Below are 16,739 nucleotides of genomic sequence, written 5' to 3' on the forward strand. Positions count from 1 at the left end.
AAGGATCAGGAGAGACACATGGCATTTTTCACACAGGGGCCGCACCGCCACTACTACTACGACGCCGGAGCCGGCAGCCCGGTGCTGTTGCTGCATGGCCTGGGCAACAGTGGGCGCGCCTGGATGCCCCAGGTCAGCGCGCTGCTGGATCTGGGGCACCGCGTCATCGTACCTGACCTGCTGGGCCACGGCGCCTCCAGCCGTGCGCCGGAAGGTATCACAGCCCACGCCCAGGCACTGCAGATGCTTGCTCTGCTCGATCACCTGGGGTTGGAATCCACGCATGTCATCGGCCTGTCGCTTGGCGGCATGGTGGCGCTGGAGATGGCTTGTCATGCGCCGCATGCCGTGCAGAAGCTGATCATCGCCGCCAGTTTCGCCCACATGAACGATGGTCACCGCCAAACCACGCTCAGCGACTGGGCCGACGGCCTGCGGCAAACCGATGGGTGCCTGAAGCGCTTCAAGTCGACCTGGCCGGCATTGGTCGGAGCCGAGTTCGCCGCGTCCAATCGTGGGCAACGGCTGTATCAGGCTTGGCATGCCCAGGCCGCGCAACTGGCCAGCGCCAACCAGGTGCACTGGTGCCAGGGCATGCAGCAGTACGACCTCAGAGAGCAGCTGCCAGCGATCCAGGCCGCGACCCTGGTGCTGGCGGCCACAGGCGACCAGCTCAGCCCGCGTTCGGAAGCCGAGCTTCTGAGCGAGCGCATCGGCCACGCTCAGCTGCTGACTTTGGCGGGCGACGGCCACGTCTTCAACATTCCGCTCGCCCCAGCGTTCAATCAGGCGATGGGCAGTTTTCTGCAGGAGCAACCTGAGCATGCGTAACGTACCGAGTAAAGCCTGCGTCGGCCTGTTGGCCGTGCTGATTGGCCTGAATCTGCGCCCGATCATGGCGGCCATCGGCCCGCTGCTCGGGACTCTGCAGCAGGACCTTGGCCTGAGCAGCGCGCAGGCCGGGCTGCTGACCACGCTCCCGGTGATGATGATGGGTTTGTTCGCCCTCTGCGGTCCCTGGTTGTTACGCCTGATTGGCGAGATCAAAGGCGTCGCCTTGGGCATCACGTTGATCGCCATCAGTTGCGCGGCGCGCGCCTATGTCACCTCGGGCGCAGCGCTGATCGCCACGGCGATGCTCGGCGGCGTGGGCATCGCGATGATCCAGGCGCTGATGCCTGCGTTTCTCAAGCGCAGCCACCCGCAAAGCGCCGGCATGCTCATGGGGTTGTTCACCACCGGAATCATGGCCGGCGCAGCCCTGGCGGCTGCCTTCGCGGCCCCCGGCGCGGCAACCTTCGGCTGGCAGCTGACGCTCGGCTGGGCGGCTTTGCCTGCGCTGATCGGCTTGATCGCATGGGTGCTGGCAGCCGGTAGCGACCCGGCGCGTGTCACCGAGGCGAGGTTGCCGTACGACAGCGCCCGGGCCTGGTTGCTGCTGGCCTTCTTCGGCATTGGCACCGGTGCCTACACCCTGGTGTTGGCGTGGTTGCCACCGTTTTATGTGGAGCTTGGCTGGAGTGCCGCCGAGGCCGGTTACCTGTTGGGTGCCTTGACCCTCACGGAGGTGGCCGCCGGGCTGATGGTGTCGGCACTGATCCATCGCTACCCGGACCGCCGCCAGCCATTGACGGTGGTGATTGTGCTGTTGCTGGCCGGTCTGGCCTGCCTGATGAGCGCACCGCTGCAATTGGCCATCCTCGCCACCTTGTGTCTGGGCCTTGGCATCGGCGCATTGTTTCCGCTGTCGCTCATTGTCACGCTCGATCACGCTGAATCCCCGGCCCAGGCCGGTGCGCTGCTGGCCTTCGTGCAAGGCGGTGGCTACCTGATCGCGGCCAGCGTGCCGCTGGTCGCCGGTATCGTGCGCGATCAGCTGAGCTCGTTGCACTGGGCCTGGGGCATCATGGTCATCGGCGCCCTGTGCCTGCTGGGCCTGGCCAGGCTGCTGCGCCCGCCGGTCGTGCCAGCGGCGCACGCCAGCGGTGCCTAGATGACCTTGACCGCGCGGCCGATGAATTTCACCGGACCGGTTGGCCGCCCGCTCGGCGAGCCACCGGCCTGCTCCAGGGTCAGCTCGAACAGCTGGTTGCGCTCCAGGGGCGGCAGGCTGCCGCTGGGCACGCGGTAGGGCTCGCCTGGCTTGACCAGTCCCAGCGAAAGCGGCGCGCCCCACTGTTCGCCTTTGGTCCAGAATTGCAGCGCCTTGCCTTGTGGCACAGGGTCTTGGCCCAGTGGCAGCAGCTCGATGGTACGGCTGTCATGGGCCTGCACCACCCAGCCAGCTTGCTGACTGTCGGGAGCCACCAGCACGACCAGGTATTCGGTGGTTGGCGCCGGGGCGTGCACCAGCGTCCAGGCCAACACCAGGCTGGCGGCAAGGCCGGCGGCACTGAGCCCTTGCCAGAGCACCAGGCGTTGCCACCAGTGCGCGTGGCGAGGGGCTGCCTGTGCGTCCAGGCTGCGTTGAATACGCGGCCACAGCCGGGCACTCGGCGCTTGCGCTGGCGCTTGGGCGGTCAAGTCCAGCAGGCGCGCCTCCCAGGCATCCACCGCCGCGCGCAGCGCAGGTTCGCGCGCCAGACGTTCGCTGACCAGTGCGGCTTGTTCGGCAGAGAGGGTGCCCAGAACGTATTCTCCGGCGAGCACATCCAGCGCTTGAGCAGCTTCGGCGTTCATCCAAGGCACTCCCGCAGCGCTGTAAGGCTGCGCTTTATCCAGGCTTTGACGGTACCCAACGGCGCACCGAGCAGACCGGCGATTTCGGCGTGGCTACAGCCATCGACATAGGCGTGCACGATGCAGCGCTGGGCCGCTGGCTGAAGTCGTTCGAGGCAGCGGTAAAGCCTGGCCGAGCCACTCCAGCTGTGCAGCTGTTCGACGCCTTGGTCCAGGCCATGGGCGGCTTCCAATTCGCCTTCTTCAAGCAGCGTCTCGCGGCGCCTGGCGCGTATGGCGTTGAGCGCCAGGTGCCGAGTGATGCTGTAGATCCAGCCGCGCGCCGAACCGCGCGCCGGGTCGTAGCTGGCGGCGCCGGTCCAGATGCGAATGAACGCGTCGTGGACGATGTCTTCAGCCATGGCGTCGTCGCGGGCGATGCGCCGCGCTACGCCAAGCAGGCGCGCACCTTCGTGGTCGTAGAGTGCCTGCAACGCGCGGCGCTCGCCTTGCGCGCAGGCGTGCAGACACTGCTGGAAGTCAAACGGCGCAACAGATGAATTCAAGGGCGGTGCATCCTTGCGTCAGGCAAGTGACCCCGACCACAGTGCCGGGGCCTTGCCAGGAGCGTAGATCATCGGGCGCCGGGTGTGGGCCCCAGGCTGGATTAATTGGCGGTCCAGAACACGTAGTCAGCCTGATACTGCACCATTTGCTGGCTGCCTTTGGTCTGTGCGCTGCAGCCACTGGCCGGGGCCACGCCACCGCGGGTCGCCAGGCGCTGGATGTAGCTCACGCCCTGCATGGCGCCTTTGCCTTCGGCCGGGTTGGCTTTGACCAGTTGATAGGGAATGGCGCCTTCGCCAGCCGGCGCCACGGCCAACTGGGTACCGGTCACTTTCGAGCCATCCTTGGCCTGCCAGGTGGCGGGCGGGCCGAAATAATCGCCAACGGCCTTGCCGCTGCGGTCATTGAGCACCGCCTTGGGGCCGACGAAAGTCCATTCGGTCTGGCCTGCCGCGTTGGGCTTGTCGCGGCACTCGTAAGTGATCTCACCGACGCCGACGGTTTCCAGCAGCACCTTGTGCCCATCGGGCACCTGGATCGGTTGTGGCACTGCGCTCTGGGCATGCACGGTTTGCAGCGCCAGGGCCAGCGTGCAGACGAACAGGCTGGCGGAAGTTTTGACGTTCATGGGCAGTACTCCTGACAGGTCATTGGGTGGACAGCGACAAGCTGCCTGCTCCTAACTACCCGCCAGTTGCCGTTCTGGATGCAGGGGTGTGAAAAAAAACCAGCGCAATCGATCTGAACCCTGCCGACTCGCTCCCAGTCACAGCGCCATGACCCTCGAGCACAAGGAGCGAGCACCGATGGCAAGCCAAGCCGCAGTCCCACTCAAACGCGCGATCGGCACCCAGCTACTGGTGTTTTTCATTCTCGGCGATGTGTTGGGCGCCGGAGTCTATGCCCTGGCTGGAGCGATTGCCGACAGAGCCGGCGGAGCCCTCTGGGCGCCGCTGGGCATGGCCTTGTTGTTCGCGCTGCTGACGGCGGCATCGTATGCCGAGCTGGTCAGCAAGTACCCGCGCGCAGGCGGTGCGGCGGTATTCGCGCGGCGGGCGTTCGGTTCACCGTTGTTGGCGTTTCTGGTCGGTTTCGCCATGCTCGCTGCTGGCATCACCAGTGCAGCGGGCCTGGCACTGGCCTTCGCCGGTGAATACCTGCGGGTATTCATCGACTGGCCCTCGGCAGTGCTCGCGCCGTTGTTCCTGGTCGCCATCGCCTTGCTCAACCTGCGCGGCATCAAGGAATCGCTGGGCGCCAACCTGGTCATGACCCTCATCGAGCTGAGCGGTCTGGTGCTGGTGCTGGTCGCCGTTGCGGTGCTCAGCGGGCAAGGTCACGCCGAGCCCGCGCGCTTGCTCGACTTTGGCGGCCATGGGCCGGGCGGGGCGGTATTGGCCGGGGCCTTGCTGGCGTTCTATTCGTATGTGGGCTTCGAAACTTCGGCCAACCTGGCCGAAGAAATCAAGGACGTACGCCGCACCTATCCACGGGCCCTGTTCGGCGCGTTGCTCATCGCCGGTGTCGTCTACCTGGCCATCGGCGCCGGTGCCGCACTGGTGATGCCCGTGCCGCAACTGATCGCGGCGGCGACGCCCTTGATGGATATCGTGCACCGTGCGCAGTTGGGCGTGCCGCAGGGGGTGTTTGCCGTGATCGCCCTCATCGCGGTGGCCAATGGGGCCTTGCTGACCATGATCATGGCCAGCCGCCTGGCCTGGGGCATGGCCCGTGAGGGATTGATTCCACAGGTGCTGGGGCGCGTATTGCCGCAGCGCCGGACACCGGGCTACGCCATCGTCGCGACCACGGCGCTGGCCATCCTGCTGACCTTCACGGGCTCGCTGCAGGTGCTGGCCGAGACGGTGGTGCTGTTGCTGCTGGTGGTGTTCCTCAGTACCAACCTGGCGGTGTTGGTGTTGAAACGCGACAAGATCGCTGAGGCGCACTTCAAGGTACCGGCTTTGGTGCCCGTGCTGGCGATCGCCTCCTGCTTGCTCTTGATGAGCCAACAGCCATGGCAAAACTGGCTGCGCGCCGGGGTTTTGCTGGCCCTCGGCGCGGTGCTTTACGGCCTGGCCCGCTGGTGGCGACCGGCTGCTCGCGAGCGCCACGTGGAGCCTGGCCAAACCCCGGAGTGAGCCGCCGCTGCCACCATTAACGGTTACGTGGAGCGGTCAGTGCGGCAGACCACACATCGTGGCCGCAACGCTCGCACACCGCTGTCTGCTCGGCCTCGTGATAGGCCGCAGCGCCGCAGCTTACGCAGCAATACACCCCCGCGCCTGGGAATGTCCGGTACTCCGGCCGGTGCTCGACCGGCAGCACCGACAAACCTGCGCGCGTGTCCTCGGGTGCATAGAAGTAAAGGCTCAGCTCGCCGTCGGTTTCCAGCAGCCCGAGGCGTACCTGGCCCAGGTGCTCGACGCCGAGCTGGCGCAGCTCCATGAACAGCTCGTTGGACGAGATGTTCAGGTTGCGCAGCGAATGGATCTCGTACATGCCGTCCTTGACCACGGTGATCGGCACCCCGTCGATCCACGCTTCGCAGGCTTTGCTCTTGCGCATGAGAAACACCGTGCCGCGGTACAGCAGCAGGAGCGTGATGAACACCAGCGCCACCGGTAACAGCGGCACGTCCTCGTAGAAGGTGACGTCGCCTGCGGCCGAACCCAGCGTCAGGATGACCACCAGCTCGAAGCGCGACAGTTGCTTGATGCCCCGCCGACCGCTGAATTTCAGGAACAGGAACACGGCGAGAAAGGCCGCCAGTGCGCGCACCGCCACTTCCATTAGGAACGTGCCCGGCAACTCGCCCAACAGCATCCGTTGCAGATCGAACGCTACCATCGTGTCGCTCTCCTCGAAGCCCTAGAACGCGCGCAGCATTTCCCAGAACGATGCGCCTACACCCATGATGCTTTCCCCAGCGATCAACCCCGCTGCTGTTGTGATCGCAAAGCGCTGGGTAATGTTCGGCCAACGGCAACTGACCAGCCAGGTCAGTACCGCGCCCAAGCCCATCATCAGACTGATCGAGGCTGGCAGTATGAAGGCCAGCCCCAGCGCCGCGGTGCTTGGCAAGCAACGGGCGATGCGCGGTGCCAGCCTGCTGTCCAGCACGCCAAGCAGCACACCCATGGCACTGCCGGCGACGATCGCCCACTGCACCGCAGGCGACAGTGCGCCGAGGCCCTGGGTCAGGGTCTGCGCAACGGCTTTCCAGGTCGCCACCGCAGGTGCCGGCCACTGGCTGGTAAGCAACTGGCTGTGCGGGTCGGGGATCAGCATCAGGTACACCAGCACGCCAACCACGCTGCCGAGGAAAATGCCGATGCATTGCGCGATCAACTGCTTGTGCGGCGTCGCGCCGATGGCCTGGCCGACCTTGAAATCGTTCATCAGGTCAGTCGACTGCCCGGCGGCGCCACCGGCGGTATTGGCGCTCATCAGGTTGATCGCCACCTGGCCAGGGGCGACCACGCCGAAGCTCAGCTGCGACAGCTTGCCGATGGCGCCGATCGGCGCGATACCGGTGGCGCCAACCACGCGGGCAGCGACCACCGCCAGGCACACGGCCAGCGGGATGCTCAGCAGCGCCATCCACCAATCGATGGCGAACAACAGCGCCTGCAGGGTGACGACCAGGGCCACCGCAGTGAACAAGCCTGCGATCGGCCAAGGCGACAGGCCCACGCCGGCCTGGGCTGGGGAGTGCGCGCGGCGCTGCTGGGACCGCCGTTTGCGTCCTTGCAGCAGGCGCATCGCCAACGAGGTCAGGGTCGCGCACACCATCAGGCTGACCCCGGGCCATAGCAACCACTCCACCAGTGCGGCAAATTGTGGGCCGCTGGCGTTGGCATCGAGCGTCACCCAGCCCTGCGCAATCAGTGCTGGGGCCAGACCACCCCAGGCCAACGCTGCGCCGCCGAGCAAGGTCAGGCCCACGCGCAGGCCGATGATGCCGCCGAAGCCGATCAACAGCATCGACGGATCAAGGGTGAAGGTCAGCCGCTCAAGCGCCGGCGTCGGCGCCCAGCGCGGTATGCTCCAGAGAAAGCCATCGAGCCATTTCACCGCTGCCGATAACAACCCGGCGCTGCACAACACCTTGATCCGTGCCAGGGCTTCGCTGCCCTCGTTGTAGATCTGCTGCAGGGTTTCCAGCGTCGCCATACCCTCCGGAAACTTCAGATCCGCATCGTTGAGCAGGGTGGGGCGCAGGTACCAGGCGATCCAGATGCCGAGGAAGCTCACCGAAAATACCCAGGCCATCATCGGCAGCGGGTCCAGCTGCTGCCCGGTCAGCAGGGTATAGGCGGGCAGCGGCGCGACCAGGCCACCGGAAACGATCGAAGCGGCCGCCGAGGCCACGGTCTGGTTGATGTTGCTTTCATGCAGCGTCCAGCTGGGCTGTGCGCTCGAACGGGTAGCCAGACGCTGCCACAGGGCGAAGCCGACCAGCAAGGCGATGATCGACATGTTGAACGACCAGCCGATCTTGAGCCCGGCATAGACATTGGAGGGGGTGAGCAAGATGCCCAGTACCGCGCCGGTCAGCACCGCGCGCAGGCTCAGCTCCCGTTGCGGGCCAAGCGGCGGGAGGGCGGTGGGTGAAGCGTTTGCCATGGCAATCCTTTGTCGATGTCGCGCGCGAGGGTCTGCTCAACTGAGCGCCATTTGCCCTGAAGGTTCACCCCGCCGCGCCTGCGGCGCGGTCACTGGTTCGGCCACTTCGCCAGCAGGATCGAGACGAATTTTTCCGCTGCTGGCGACAGCGAGGCGCCGCGCCGATAAACCAGGCCCAGAGTGCGCGTAACCACCGGCTCGGTCAGCGGCACGCTGACCAGGGTAGGGTGGTCAGCCGCCGGCATCGCCAGGCTAGGCATCGCGGAAATCCCAAGCCCCGCCTCGACCATGCCCAGCGAGGTGGACAAGTGCTGCACCTCGTAGAACCACTTGGGGCGAAAGCTCAGGCCCGCCAGGGCATGGTCGAGCAGCATGCGATTGCCGCTCAGGCGGCCCACGCCGATCAATCGGTAGTCGGCAAGCTCGGCCCAGGTCACTGCCCGGCGCTTGGCCAAGGCGTGGTCGCGGCGGCAGGCCAGTACGAAGTGCTCCTCCACCAAAGGCACGAATTCGATATCCGGATGCTGCCCGCTCATCATGTTGATGCCAAAGTCAGCCTCGCCACGCAACACTGCCTCGAGCCCATCGTTGGCGCTCAGGTCAAGTAATCGGATGCGGATCTTGGGGTATTGCTCGTTGTAATCGCGGATCACCGAGGGCAGAAAATAGAAGGCTGCCGTCGGGATGCACGCCAGGGTCACTTGTCCGGTCTGGCGCTCGGCCAGTTCACGAATGCTCATGATCGAGTCTTCGAAGTCATCGAGCAGGCGTCTGGCCTTGGGAAGAAAATCACGCCCGACGCTGGTCAGCCCGACGCGCCGGGTGGTGCGTTCGAGCAAGGGAGTGCCGAGGCCGTCCTCAAGCTTCTTGATTCGCCTACTGAGCGCCGATTGCGACACATGCAGCGCTTCGGCTGCCTCGTGAAAGCTGCCAATTTCAGCGATCTTCACGAAAGATCTGACATCTACCAGTTCATATTCCATGCTCGGCGCTCGGTCAGCAGTCGGTTAATTTGTTCGCGAAACGCAATAATCGCTCCGATCTTTGCATTGAATTGATTTATCGCGGCCTGTCACTCTTGTTTCTAACACATCAATGAAGCCTATTGATCAACAAGAGTCAGAAATCATGCAACGTATTCCCTGTGTACTGATGCGCGGCGGTACCTCCAAAGGCCCGTTTTTTCACGCCTGGGACTTGCCGACCAATGTGGTGGAGCGCGACGAGTTGCTGATCAACCTCATGGGCTCGGGCCATGAGCTGGAAATCGACGGAATAGGTGGCGGCAGCCCGCAGACCAGCAAGGTGGCGATCATCAGCCCCTCGTTGCATGCCGATGCCGATGTCGACTACCTGTTCGTGCAGGTCATGGTCGCCCAGCGCCGCGTCGACACCGCCCCGAACTGCGGCAACATGCTGTGTGCGGTGGGGCCGTTCGCCATCGAGCAGGGGCTGGTCAAGGCCGATGAAGGCACTACCCTGGTGCGCATTCGTAACCTCAATACCAACACGTTCGTCAACTCACGGGTGCAGACCCCTGGCGGCGTGGTGCGCTACGAGGGGCGTACAGCCATCGATGGCGTGCCGGGCACTGCCGCGCCGGTGCACCTGACCTTCCTCGACGCCGTGGGCAGCAAGACCGGCAAGTTGTTTCCCACCGGCAACGCCCGGGATGTGATCGACGGCGTGCCGGTCACCTGCATCGACATGGCCATGCCGATGATGATCGTCGATGCCCGTGAACTGGGCGTCAGCGGCAGCGAAACGCCGGCGCAGCTGGATGCCGACGGGGCCTTGCTGCAGCGTCTGGAAGCGCTGCGAATCAAGGCCGGCAAGGCCATGGGCCTGGGCGATGTCAGCGCCATGGTGATTCCCAAGCCGGTGCTGGTTTCGCCGCCGCGGTACGACGGCACCCTGCAGGTGCGCTATTTCATGCCGCACAACTGTCACCGCGCCCTGGCGATTACCGGCGCGATAGGGCTGGCCACTGCCTGCGTCAGCCCTGGCACGGTAACCCTGCAACTGCTTGGCGAGGCTGCCGAACAGTTGAGCGAAGTGCGCCTGGAACACCCCAGCGGCGGCATCGACGTGGCCCTGACGCGCAGCGGTGCCGATGGCAAGACCTTGCAGGCGTCGGTGGTGCGCACCGCGCGACGGCTGTTCTCAGGTTTCGTGTATGCCGCGCAGGCGCGCAGGCTGGCGGGCTGATCCGTACGACCCAGATACCCATTCGATAAGCGCATCCATACAATTTCAACAAGGGTGATGCCGATGAAACTCGTCAAATCGCTGTACTTCCAGATCATCTGCGCCGTCCTGCTGGGCGTGGTGGTCGGGCACTTCTGGGCGCAACAGGCCGTTGCGCTCAAACCGCTGGGCGATGCCTTCATCAAGTTGATCAAGATGATGATCGCCCCGGTGGTGTTCTGCACCATTGTTACCGGCATCGCCGGCATGACCGACAAGCGCTCGCTGGGGCGGCTGATGAGCAAGACGTTGTTGCTGTTCTTGATCCTCACGGTCATCAGCCTGATGATCGGCCTGGCGGCGGTCTATCTGCTGCGCCCGGGCGTGGGCATGAATATCGACCCCTCGACCCTCAGTACAGCGGGCCTGAGCCAGTACACTGCATCGGCTGCCAAGTTGTCGGTAGTGGACTTCTTCATGCACATCATCCCCGACACCTTCGTCGGCGCCTTCAGCAAGGGTGAAGTGCTGCCGGTGCTGTTCATCGCCGTGCTCAGTGGTTTTGCCTTGTCCTCCATGGGCGAGAAGGGCAAGCCGGTGCTGCACGTGCTGGAGTCGGCCTCGGGCATGGTGTTCCGTATCTTCGGCTACCTGATGCGCTTCGCCCCGGTCGGTGCGTTCGGCGCGCTGGCGTTCACCGTGGGCCAGTACGGGGTCACCTCGCTCGGCTCACTGGCCAAGCTGATTGGTACGTTGTACATCGCCTGTGCGTTCTTCGTGCTGGTGGTGCTCGGTGGCCTGTGCCGGGCGCACGGGTTCAGCCTGTGGAAACTGCTGCGCTACTTGCGCGAGGAGTTTCTGGTGGTGCTCGGCACTTCGTCCACCGAGCCGGTGATGCCGCGCATGCTGGAAAAACTCGAGGCACTGGGCTGCAAGAAAGGCGTGGTCGGCCTGGTGCTGCCCACTGGCTATTCGTTCAACCTCGATGGCACGGCGATCTACCTGTCGCTGGCGGCGATCTTCATTGCCCAGGCCTGCAACATCGACCTGACGCTTGGCCAGACCGTCACCATGCTTGCGATCATGCTGCTGTCCTCCAAGGGGGCTGCAGGGGTCACCGGCAGCGGCTTCGTTGCGCTGGCCTCGACCTTGACCGTGATCCACGACATTCCGCTGGCAGGGTTGGCCTTGTTGATCGGTATCGATCGCTTCATGTCCGAGGCGCGGGCGCTGACCAGTCTTGCCAGCAACGCGGTCGCCACCGTGGTGATCTCACTGTCGGAAAACGCCTGCGAACGGCAGACCCTGCTGCGCGCACTCGACCGCGGCGCAGCGCTGCCGAGTCCCGCGCTGGCTGAACAAAGCCAGTGGTCGGCGCCGCCTCGGCAGATCGGCTAAGCCCCAGCCAAGCCCCCAGACGTTGATTAGAATCCCACTGAGCATCGGCACGATGCGCAGTGGGCAGGCGGCCTGCTGCCCGCAGCAAGCCTTGCACAGAATAAAAACAAGAGAACCCAATCATGCTCGCATTGCTTGGACTGGTCATGGTGGTGACCTTCACCTACTTGATCATGAGCAAACGCTTGTCGCCCATCGTTGCCCTGACGGTGGTGCCGATCGTCTTCGCGGTCATCGGCGGTTTCGCCCCGACCACCGGCAAGATGATGCTCGATGGCTTGAAGATGGTCGCACCGTCCGCCGCGCTGCTGCTGTTCGCCATCCTGTTCTTCGGTTTGATGATCGACGCCGGCCTCTTCGACCCACTGATTCGCAAGATTCTCAAGCGCGTCAACGGCGACCCGATCAAGATCGCCATCGGCACTGCGCTGTTGTCATTGCTGGTGGCCCTGGACGGTGACGGCACCACCACCTACATGATTACCTGCGCGGCGATGTTGCCGCTGTACAAGCGCATCGGCATGAACCCGATGGTGCTGGCCACGGTAGCGATGCTGTCGTTGAGCATCATGAGTGGGCTGAGCCCTTGGGGTGGACCGGCCACCCGTGCCATCGCAGCCTTGGGACTGGATGCCAGCGAGTACTTCATCCCCATGCTGCCGACCATGGCCGGCGGCGCTGCCTGGGTGGTGTTCACGGCGTTCTGGCTGGGCCGCGCCGAGCGCAGGCGCATCGGCAACATCAAGCTCGAGTCTGGCGGGGGTAACTGCTACATCAAGGCGATTCTCGAGGACACCCCGCACAAGCGCCCGCGCCTGGCCTACATCAACCTGGCGCTGGTGGTGGCAGTGATGATCGCGCTGGTGCTGGGCGTGATGCATGCGGCGATCCTGTTCATGATCGGCTTCGTCGCCGCGCTGATGATCAACTACCCGCAACTCGAGCTGCAAAAGGAGCGAATTCTCGCGCACTCGGGCAATGCCATGACGGTGGTGCTGCTGGTGTTCGCTGCGGGTATCTTCGCCGGCATCTTCTCCGGCACCAAGATGGTCGATGCGCTGGCGCAGACCTTGGTCGACTGGATTCCCGACTCGTGGAGCCACTGGTTCCCGCTGGTGGTGGCGCTGACCAGCATGCCGCTGACCTTCGTGCTCTCCAACGACGCCTACTACTTCGGCGTGGTGCCGATCCTGGCCAACGCTGCAGCGGCCTACGGCATCGATCCGTTGGAGATCGCCCGCGCGTCGGTACTCGGCCAGCCGGTGCACCTGATGAGCCCATTGGTGGCTTCCACGCTGCTGCTGGTGGGCATGGTCGACCGGGATATCGGCGACTTCCAGAAAGCCACCGTCAAATGGGCGGTGCTCACTTCGCTGGTCATCACCGCCCTGGCCGTCGCTACCGGCGCCTTGTCGTTCTTCGTCTGAGACGGGCCGGGCAGCAAGCTGCGCCCGGCCTTCGCGCCAACAACAATTAAAAGAGCATCGAACATGACGCCTGTCATTCTGCGTGTGGCAACCTGCGGCCTGCTGTGCGGCTGCTTGCCCGTTGCCGGCGCTGCCGGCTTGATCCACGACAGCAAGCTCAAGCTGCAGCTGCGCAATGTGTACTTCAATGAAAACTTCCGTGACGAGCACGGCATGAGCGCGCGCGCCGCTGCCAACGCGAAGAGCGAGCGGGTCGAGTGGGCCCAAGGCGCGCTGCTCGACTACCAGTCCGGGTTTACCAGCGGCACCCTCGGCCTGGGCGTGGATGCGCTGGGGTTGCTGGGCGTGCGGCTCGACTCCGGTCGCGGACGCAGCGGTACGGGCTTGCTGCCGGTGCATGACGATGGCCGCGCGGCGGACGAATTCAGCAGCGCCGGGTTCACCGCCAAGGCCAGGCTGGGCAAGACCGTGGTACGCCATGGCACGTTGTTGCCCAAGTTGCCGGTACTGGTGCATAACGACGCCCGTCTGTTGCCGCAGACCTTCCAGGGCACCCAGTTGACCAGTACCGACATCGACGGCCTGGCCTTCACCGCCGGGCGCCTGGAGCGTTTCAAACAACGCGATTCAGCCGACAGCACGGGCTTGTATGCCGACGGCTACGCGGGTCCGGAATCAGGCGACTTCAGCTTCGCCGGTGCAGACTATGCGCTCGGCAAGGGACTGCGCATCAGCCTGTATCAGGGCCAGCTCGATGATTTCTACCGTCAGCGCTATCTGGGCCTGGTGCATGAACTGCCCATCGGCGCAGGCGTGTTGACCACCGACCTGCGCTACTTCCAAAGCCGCGACCACGGTGCCGGCTACACAGGCAGCCTGGACAATCACATGTACAGCGGGCAACTGGCCTACAGCCTGGCGGGGCACACTTTCGGCGCCGGCTACCAGGTACTCGACGGCCAGGGCGGGCTGCCCTACGTCAGCGGTGCGACGGTGTATTCGTTCAGCAACGTTGGGATCGGCAAATTCATCGAGGAGGACGAAAAAACCTGGATGGCCAGTTATGCCTACAACTTTGCGGCCGCTGGCGTGCCGGGCCTGACGTTCATGGCGCGCTACCTGAGCGGCGATAACGGCCGCTCGGGCGAGAACGGGCTGGCCGAATGGGAACGGGACATGGAGCTGGCCTACGTGGTGCAGGCCGGGCCGGCGAAGGGCCTGGGAGTGAAGCTGCGTAACTACGTGTACCGCTCGGACTTTGCCCGTGGGCGCGACAGCAACCGCATCTACCTGACCTACGACATCGCCATCTGGTGAGGCCAGACCGGGGGACCGATCTGGCCTGACGCCGGGCGAATCAGCCGGCCCTGTGTGGCAGTGGCTTCAGGCCGCTGTCCTCGATGGCGGCGTCGGCCTTGGGCGATGCCAGGTAGTCGAGCAGCGCCTGGGCCGCGGCACGGTGCTGGCTCTTGCTGACGATGGCGCCGGAATACAGGGTCATCTTTTGCGCCTCGTCCGGGATCAGCCCGACGATATCGATCCCTTTGACGGGCTTGAGCTCGCTCAACTGTTGAAAGCCGATTTGCGCCTGGCCGCGCGCGACCACCGCGCCGACCGGCTCGGCCGGGATCATGTGCGCCTTGCTCGCGAACGGCTCACCCAGCTGCAGGCGCGGGAACAAGGTGGTGGACAGGTACACGCCGCTGGCGCTGTCGGAATAGGCCACCGAGGTGCTGTTCAAGAGGGTGGTGCGCAGGGCTTTCAGGGTGCTGATGTCGGGTTTGGGCGCACCGTGACGCACGGCCATGGCGATGTACGATTCGCCCAGGTCGACGCGGCTGGCCTTGTCGACCTGGGCAGCGCTGAGTGTGTCCAGCGCTGCGCCGACCATCAGCACCACGTCGGCCTGTTCGCCACGGGCCAGGCGATTGGGCACGGCCTGGGGCGTCTGGCCCATGGACGGGGCGGCCAGCACCTGCAGCTTCACGCCGAACTGCTTTTCATAGGCTGGCGCCACTTCGCGAATGGCGCCCATGATGCCGCCTGAACTCAAGACGGTCAGGGTGTGCGCATCAGGCCCGGCCTCAGCGGCCGAACAGGCGAAGGCGGTGGTCAACAGGGCAGCGCAAGACAGCACACGAAGCATCGCAATGTTCCTAGTGGTGAAAGATCAGCATGTTAGCGCTGCGCGACGGCAAGCGGGGTTAAGCGCAGGTTAAGAATCTTTCACATCGCCGCGCCGCCGCGCGCGCTGGGAGGTGCGTGGGCGGCATGCCAGCCTGTATCCTTGCACCCTGCCAGCCTCGGAATTCGGATTGTCCATCAGGTACTCACGTGAAGCGCGACGTTCACCTTGTTGTCCTCTTGCTTTTGGTCATTGGTTGCTCGTTGGCGTCGCTGACGCTGTGGAAAGTGATGGACTCACGCCGCCATGCCCTGGATGAAATCAACACCCACGGCCTGAACCTGACCCAGGCGCTGTCGAACTACGCCGAGGGTATGGTGCGCCAGAGCGCCGTGGTCCTCACCGGGCTGGTGGAGCGCCTGGAAACCGAGGGCAGTGGGCCTGTGCAGATCCGTCGCTTGCGCCAGCTGGTCGCGCGGTTGCAGCCGTTGATGCCGCAGTCCAGTGGCATCACCGTCTATGGCCGGGACGGTCGCTGGTTGATGTCTTCGGACCACCCGATCCCGGCAGGACTCAACAGCGCCGACCGTGGCTACTTCATTCATCACCGCGATGACCCATCGCGTGAGCCTTTCATTGGTCTGCCGATTCGCAGTCGCTCCAACCAGGTGTGGGTGATCACCATCAGCCGCCGCTTCAACGATGCAGCTGGGCAGTTCGCCGGTGTGGTGGCGGTGACCCTCGGGGTAGAAAACTTCCTGCAGCTGTTCGGCCAGATCGATGTGGGCCGGGATGGGGCGATCGGGCTGTCCTACACCGACGGCGCGATGCTGGTGCGCTACCCGTTCCGCGAGCAGGACATGGGGCGCAACTTTTCTCAGTCGCCGATCTATGCCAAGTACCTGGTCGACAACGCGGTGGGCACGGCATCGTTCACCTCGAGCCTGGATGGCGTCGAGCGCCTGTACGCCTTTCGCAAAAGCGACAAGCTGCCGCTGGTGACCACCGTCGCCTTGGGCAAGCGCGAGGCGCTGGCAGCCTGGCAACTGGAGGCGCAGCTGTCGTTGTTGGTGGTGTGCGGTTTACTGGGCCTGACCGGCCTCATCGGTTGGTGGTTGCTGCGTGCCATGCGCAGGCGCAGCGATGCCGAAGGCGAACTGCGCGTGGCCCAGCAGCACCTGCTCGACAGCAACCGGCAACTTGAGCGGCTGGCCATGCACGATGCCCTGACGGGCCTGGCCAACCGCCGCTGTTTCGATGAAACCCTGCACCAGGAGTTCGCCAGGGCCCGGCGCAATGGCACGGCGCTGGCGCTGCTGATGATCGATGTCGATCATTTCAAGGCGTACAACGATCACTATGGCCACCTGGCAGGCGATGCGTGTCTGCAACAGGTGGCCCAGCGCCTGTCCAGCTGCGTGCGCCGCCCGCCCGACCTGCTGGCCCGTTACGGCGGCGAGGAGCTGGCGGTGGTGCTGCCCGAAACCGATGCAGCCGGCGCTGTGGCGGTCGCCCAGGCGATGCTCGTCAGCCTGGGCCAGGAACCAATCGCGCACCGCGCAAGTCCCTTCCAACAGGTGACCGTGAGTATCGGTATTGCCAGCGTGAGCGGCAGCCCACGGGACAGCGAGCAAGCCTTGCTTGCCTGCGCAGACCAGGCCTTGTACACCGCCAAGGCCGCAGGCCGCAATCGCCTGCAGGTCGGCTGAACAACGGCGCCGAAGGCCGCTGCCCGAGGTGCTCCCTGT

General features: G+C 64.7%; 15 protein-coding genes. 8 read left to right on the forward strand and 7 right to left on the reverse strand.

The window, feature by feature from the left end; all coding sequences use genetic code 11:
* The first annotated feature begins 18 nt into the window (after positions 1–18).
* Both ACLEJW_RS09530 and ACLEJW_RS09535 read left to right on the forward strand, forming a co-directional pair.
* Positions 19–831 carry an alpha/beta fold hydrolase gene (locus ACLEJW_RS09530; RefSeq protein WP_313296681.1) on the forward strand — a complete coding sequence of 271 codons (813 nt, stop codon included), beginning with the start codon at positions 19–21 and terminating at the stop codon, positions 829–831.
* Positions 824–1,993: an MFS transporter gene (locus ACLEJW_RS09535; protein ID WP_145182755.1), complete on the forward strand. Its 1,170-nt coding sequence runs from the start codon at positions 824–826 to the stop codon at positions 1,991–1,993. Before ACLEJW_RS09530 ends, ACLEJW_RS09535 begins: the two co-directional genes overlap by 8 nt.
* Here the strand turns inward: ACLEJW_RS09535 and ACLEJW_RS09540 are convergent.
* The 3 genes from ACLEJW_RS09540 to ACLEJW_RS09550 all read right to left on the reverse strand — a co-directional run bounded on the left by ACLEJW_RS09540 (position 1,990) and on the right by ACLEJW_RS09550 (position 3,853).
* Positions 1,990–2,679: an anti-sigma factor gene (locus ACLEJW_RS09540; RefSeq protein WP_440777455.1), complete on the reverse strand. Its 690-nt coding sequence runs from the start codon at positions 2,677–2,679 to the stop codon at positions 1,990–1,992. The genes ACLEJW_RS09535 and ACLEJW_RS09540 overlap by 4 nt on opposite strands.
* Positions 2,676–3,224, reverse strand: a complete 549-nt coding sequence (locus tag ACLEJW_RS09545) for a sigma-70 family RNA polymerase sigma factor (RefSeq protein ID WP_313456563.1) — start codon at positions 3,222–3,224, stop codon at positions 2,676–2,678. The genes ACLEJW_RS09540 and ACLEJW_RS09545 overlap by 4 nt, the downstream gene beginning before the upstream one ends.
* A gap of 101 nt (positions 3,225–3,325) precedes the next feature.
* Entirely contained in the window at positions 3,326–3,853 is a 528-nt protein-coding gene (locus ACLEJW_RS09550) for a DUF3455 domain-containing protein (protein WP_440777456.1), read from the reverse strand.
* Positions 3,854–4,031: 178 nt separating this feature from the next.
* Here ACLEJW_RS09550 and ACLEJW_RS09555 point away from each other — a divergent pair, with 178 nt between their 5' ends.
* Complete coding sequence (locus ACLEJW_RS09555; RefSeq protein ID WP_440777457.1) at positions 4,032–5,366, forward strand: APC family permease; 1,335 nt, start codon at positions 4,032–4,034, stop codon at positions 5,364–5,366.
* Between the two features lie 16 nt (positions 5,367–5,382).
* On the opposite strand, the gene ACLEJW_RS09560 is transcribed toward ACLEJW_RS09555, so the two are convergent.
* The 3 genes from ACLEJW_RS09560 to ACLEJW_RS09570 form a co-directional block, all read right to left on the reverse strand.
* Positions 5,383–6,075: a DUF421 domain-containing protein gene (locus ACLEJW_RS09560; protein ID WP_313296694.1), complete on the reverse strand. Its 693-nt coding sequence runs from the start codon at positions 6,073–6,075 to the stop codon at positions 5,383–5,385.
* A 21-nt stretch (positions 6,076–6,096) separates the two neighbouring features.
* Positions 6,097–7,854, reverse strand: coding sequence for an OPT family oligopeptide transporter (locus tag ACLEJW_RS09565; protein WP_440777458.1), 1,758 nt, complete (start codon positions 7,852–7,854; stop codon positions 6,097–6,099).
* Between the two features lie 89 nt (positions 7,855–7,943).
* Entirely contained in the window at positions 7,944–8,837 is an 894-nt protein-coding gene (locus ACLEJW_RS09570) for a LysR family transcriptional regulator (protein WP_145182774.1), read from the reverse strand.
* A 145-nt stretch (positions 8,838–8,982) separates the two neighbouring features.
* On the opposite strand from ACLEJW_RS09570, the gene ACLEJW_RS09575 reads away from it, so the two are divergent.
* From ACLEJW_RS09575 to ACLEJW_RS09590, 4 genes are all read left to right on the forward strand, one after another.
* Positions 8,983–10,062 carry a 4-oxalomesaconate tautomerase gene (locus ACLEJW_RS09575; protein WP_313296701.1) on the forward strand — a complete coding sequence of 360 codons (1,080 nt, stop codon included), beginning with the start codon at positions 8,983–8,985 and terminating at the stop codon, positions 10,060–10,062.
* A gap of 63 nt (positions 10,063–10,125) precedes the next feature.
* Entirely contained in the window at positions 10,126–11,439 is a 1,314-nt protein-coding gene (gene dctA / locus ACLEJW_RS09580) for a C4-dicarboxylate transporter DctA (RefSeq protein ID WP_145182797.1), read from the forward strand.
* Between the two features lie 122 nt (positions 11,440–11,561).
* Positions 11,562–12,866: a CitMHS family transporter gene (locus tag ACLEJW_RS09585; RefSeq protein ID WP_313296706.1), complete on the forward strand. Its 1,305-nt coding sequence runs from the start codon at positions 11,562–11,564 to the stop codon at positions 12,864–12,866.
* Between the two features lie 63 nt (positions 12,867–12,929).
* Positions 12,930–14,183, forward strand: coding sequence for an OprD family porin (locus tag ACLEJW_RS09590; protein ID WP_313296708.1), 1,254 nt, complete (start codon positions 12,930–12,932; stop codon positions 14,181–14,183).
* Positions 14,184–14,223: 40 nt separating this feature from the next.
* Here ACLEJW_RS09590 and ACLEJW_RS09595 read toward each other — a convergent pair whose 3' ends face one another.
* A complete protein-coding gene (locus ACLEJW_RS09595) occupies positions 14,224–15,012 on the reverse strand; it encodes a substrate-binding domain-containing protein (protein ID WP_313296711.1) in 789 nt (262 codons plus the stop codon).
* Between the two features lie 188 nt (positions 15,013–15,200).
* Between ACLEJW_RS09595 and ACLEJW_RS09600 the strand changes: the two genes are divergently transcribed.
* Positions 15,201–16,700 (forward strand): sensor domain-containing diguanylate cyclase, encoded by a 1,500-nt coding sequence (locus ACLEJW_RS09600; RefSeq protein ID WP_145182810.1) that lies wholly within the window; start codon positions 15,201–15,203, stop codon positions 16,698–16,700.
* Positions 16,701–16,739: the final 39 nt, after the last annotated feature.

The sequence above is a fragment of the Pseudomonas sp. SMSB3 genome (assembly GCF_052041965.1).
Classification (GTDB): Bacteria; Pseudomonadota; Gammaproteobacteria; order Pseudomonadales; family Pseudomonadaceae; genus Aquipseudomonas.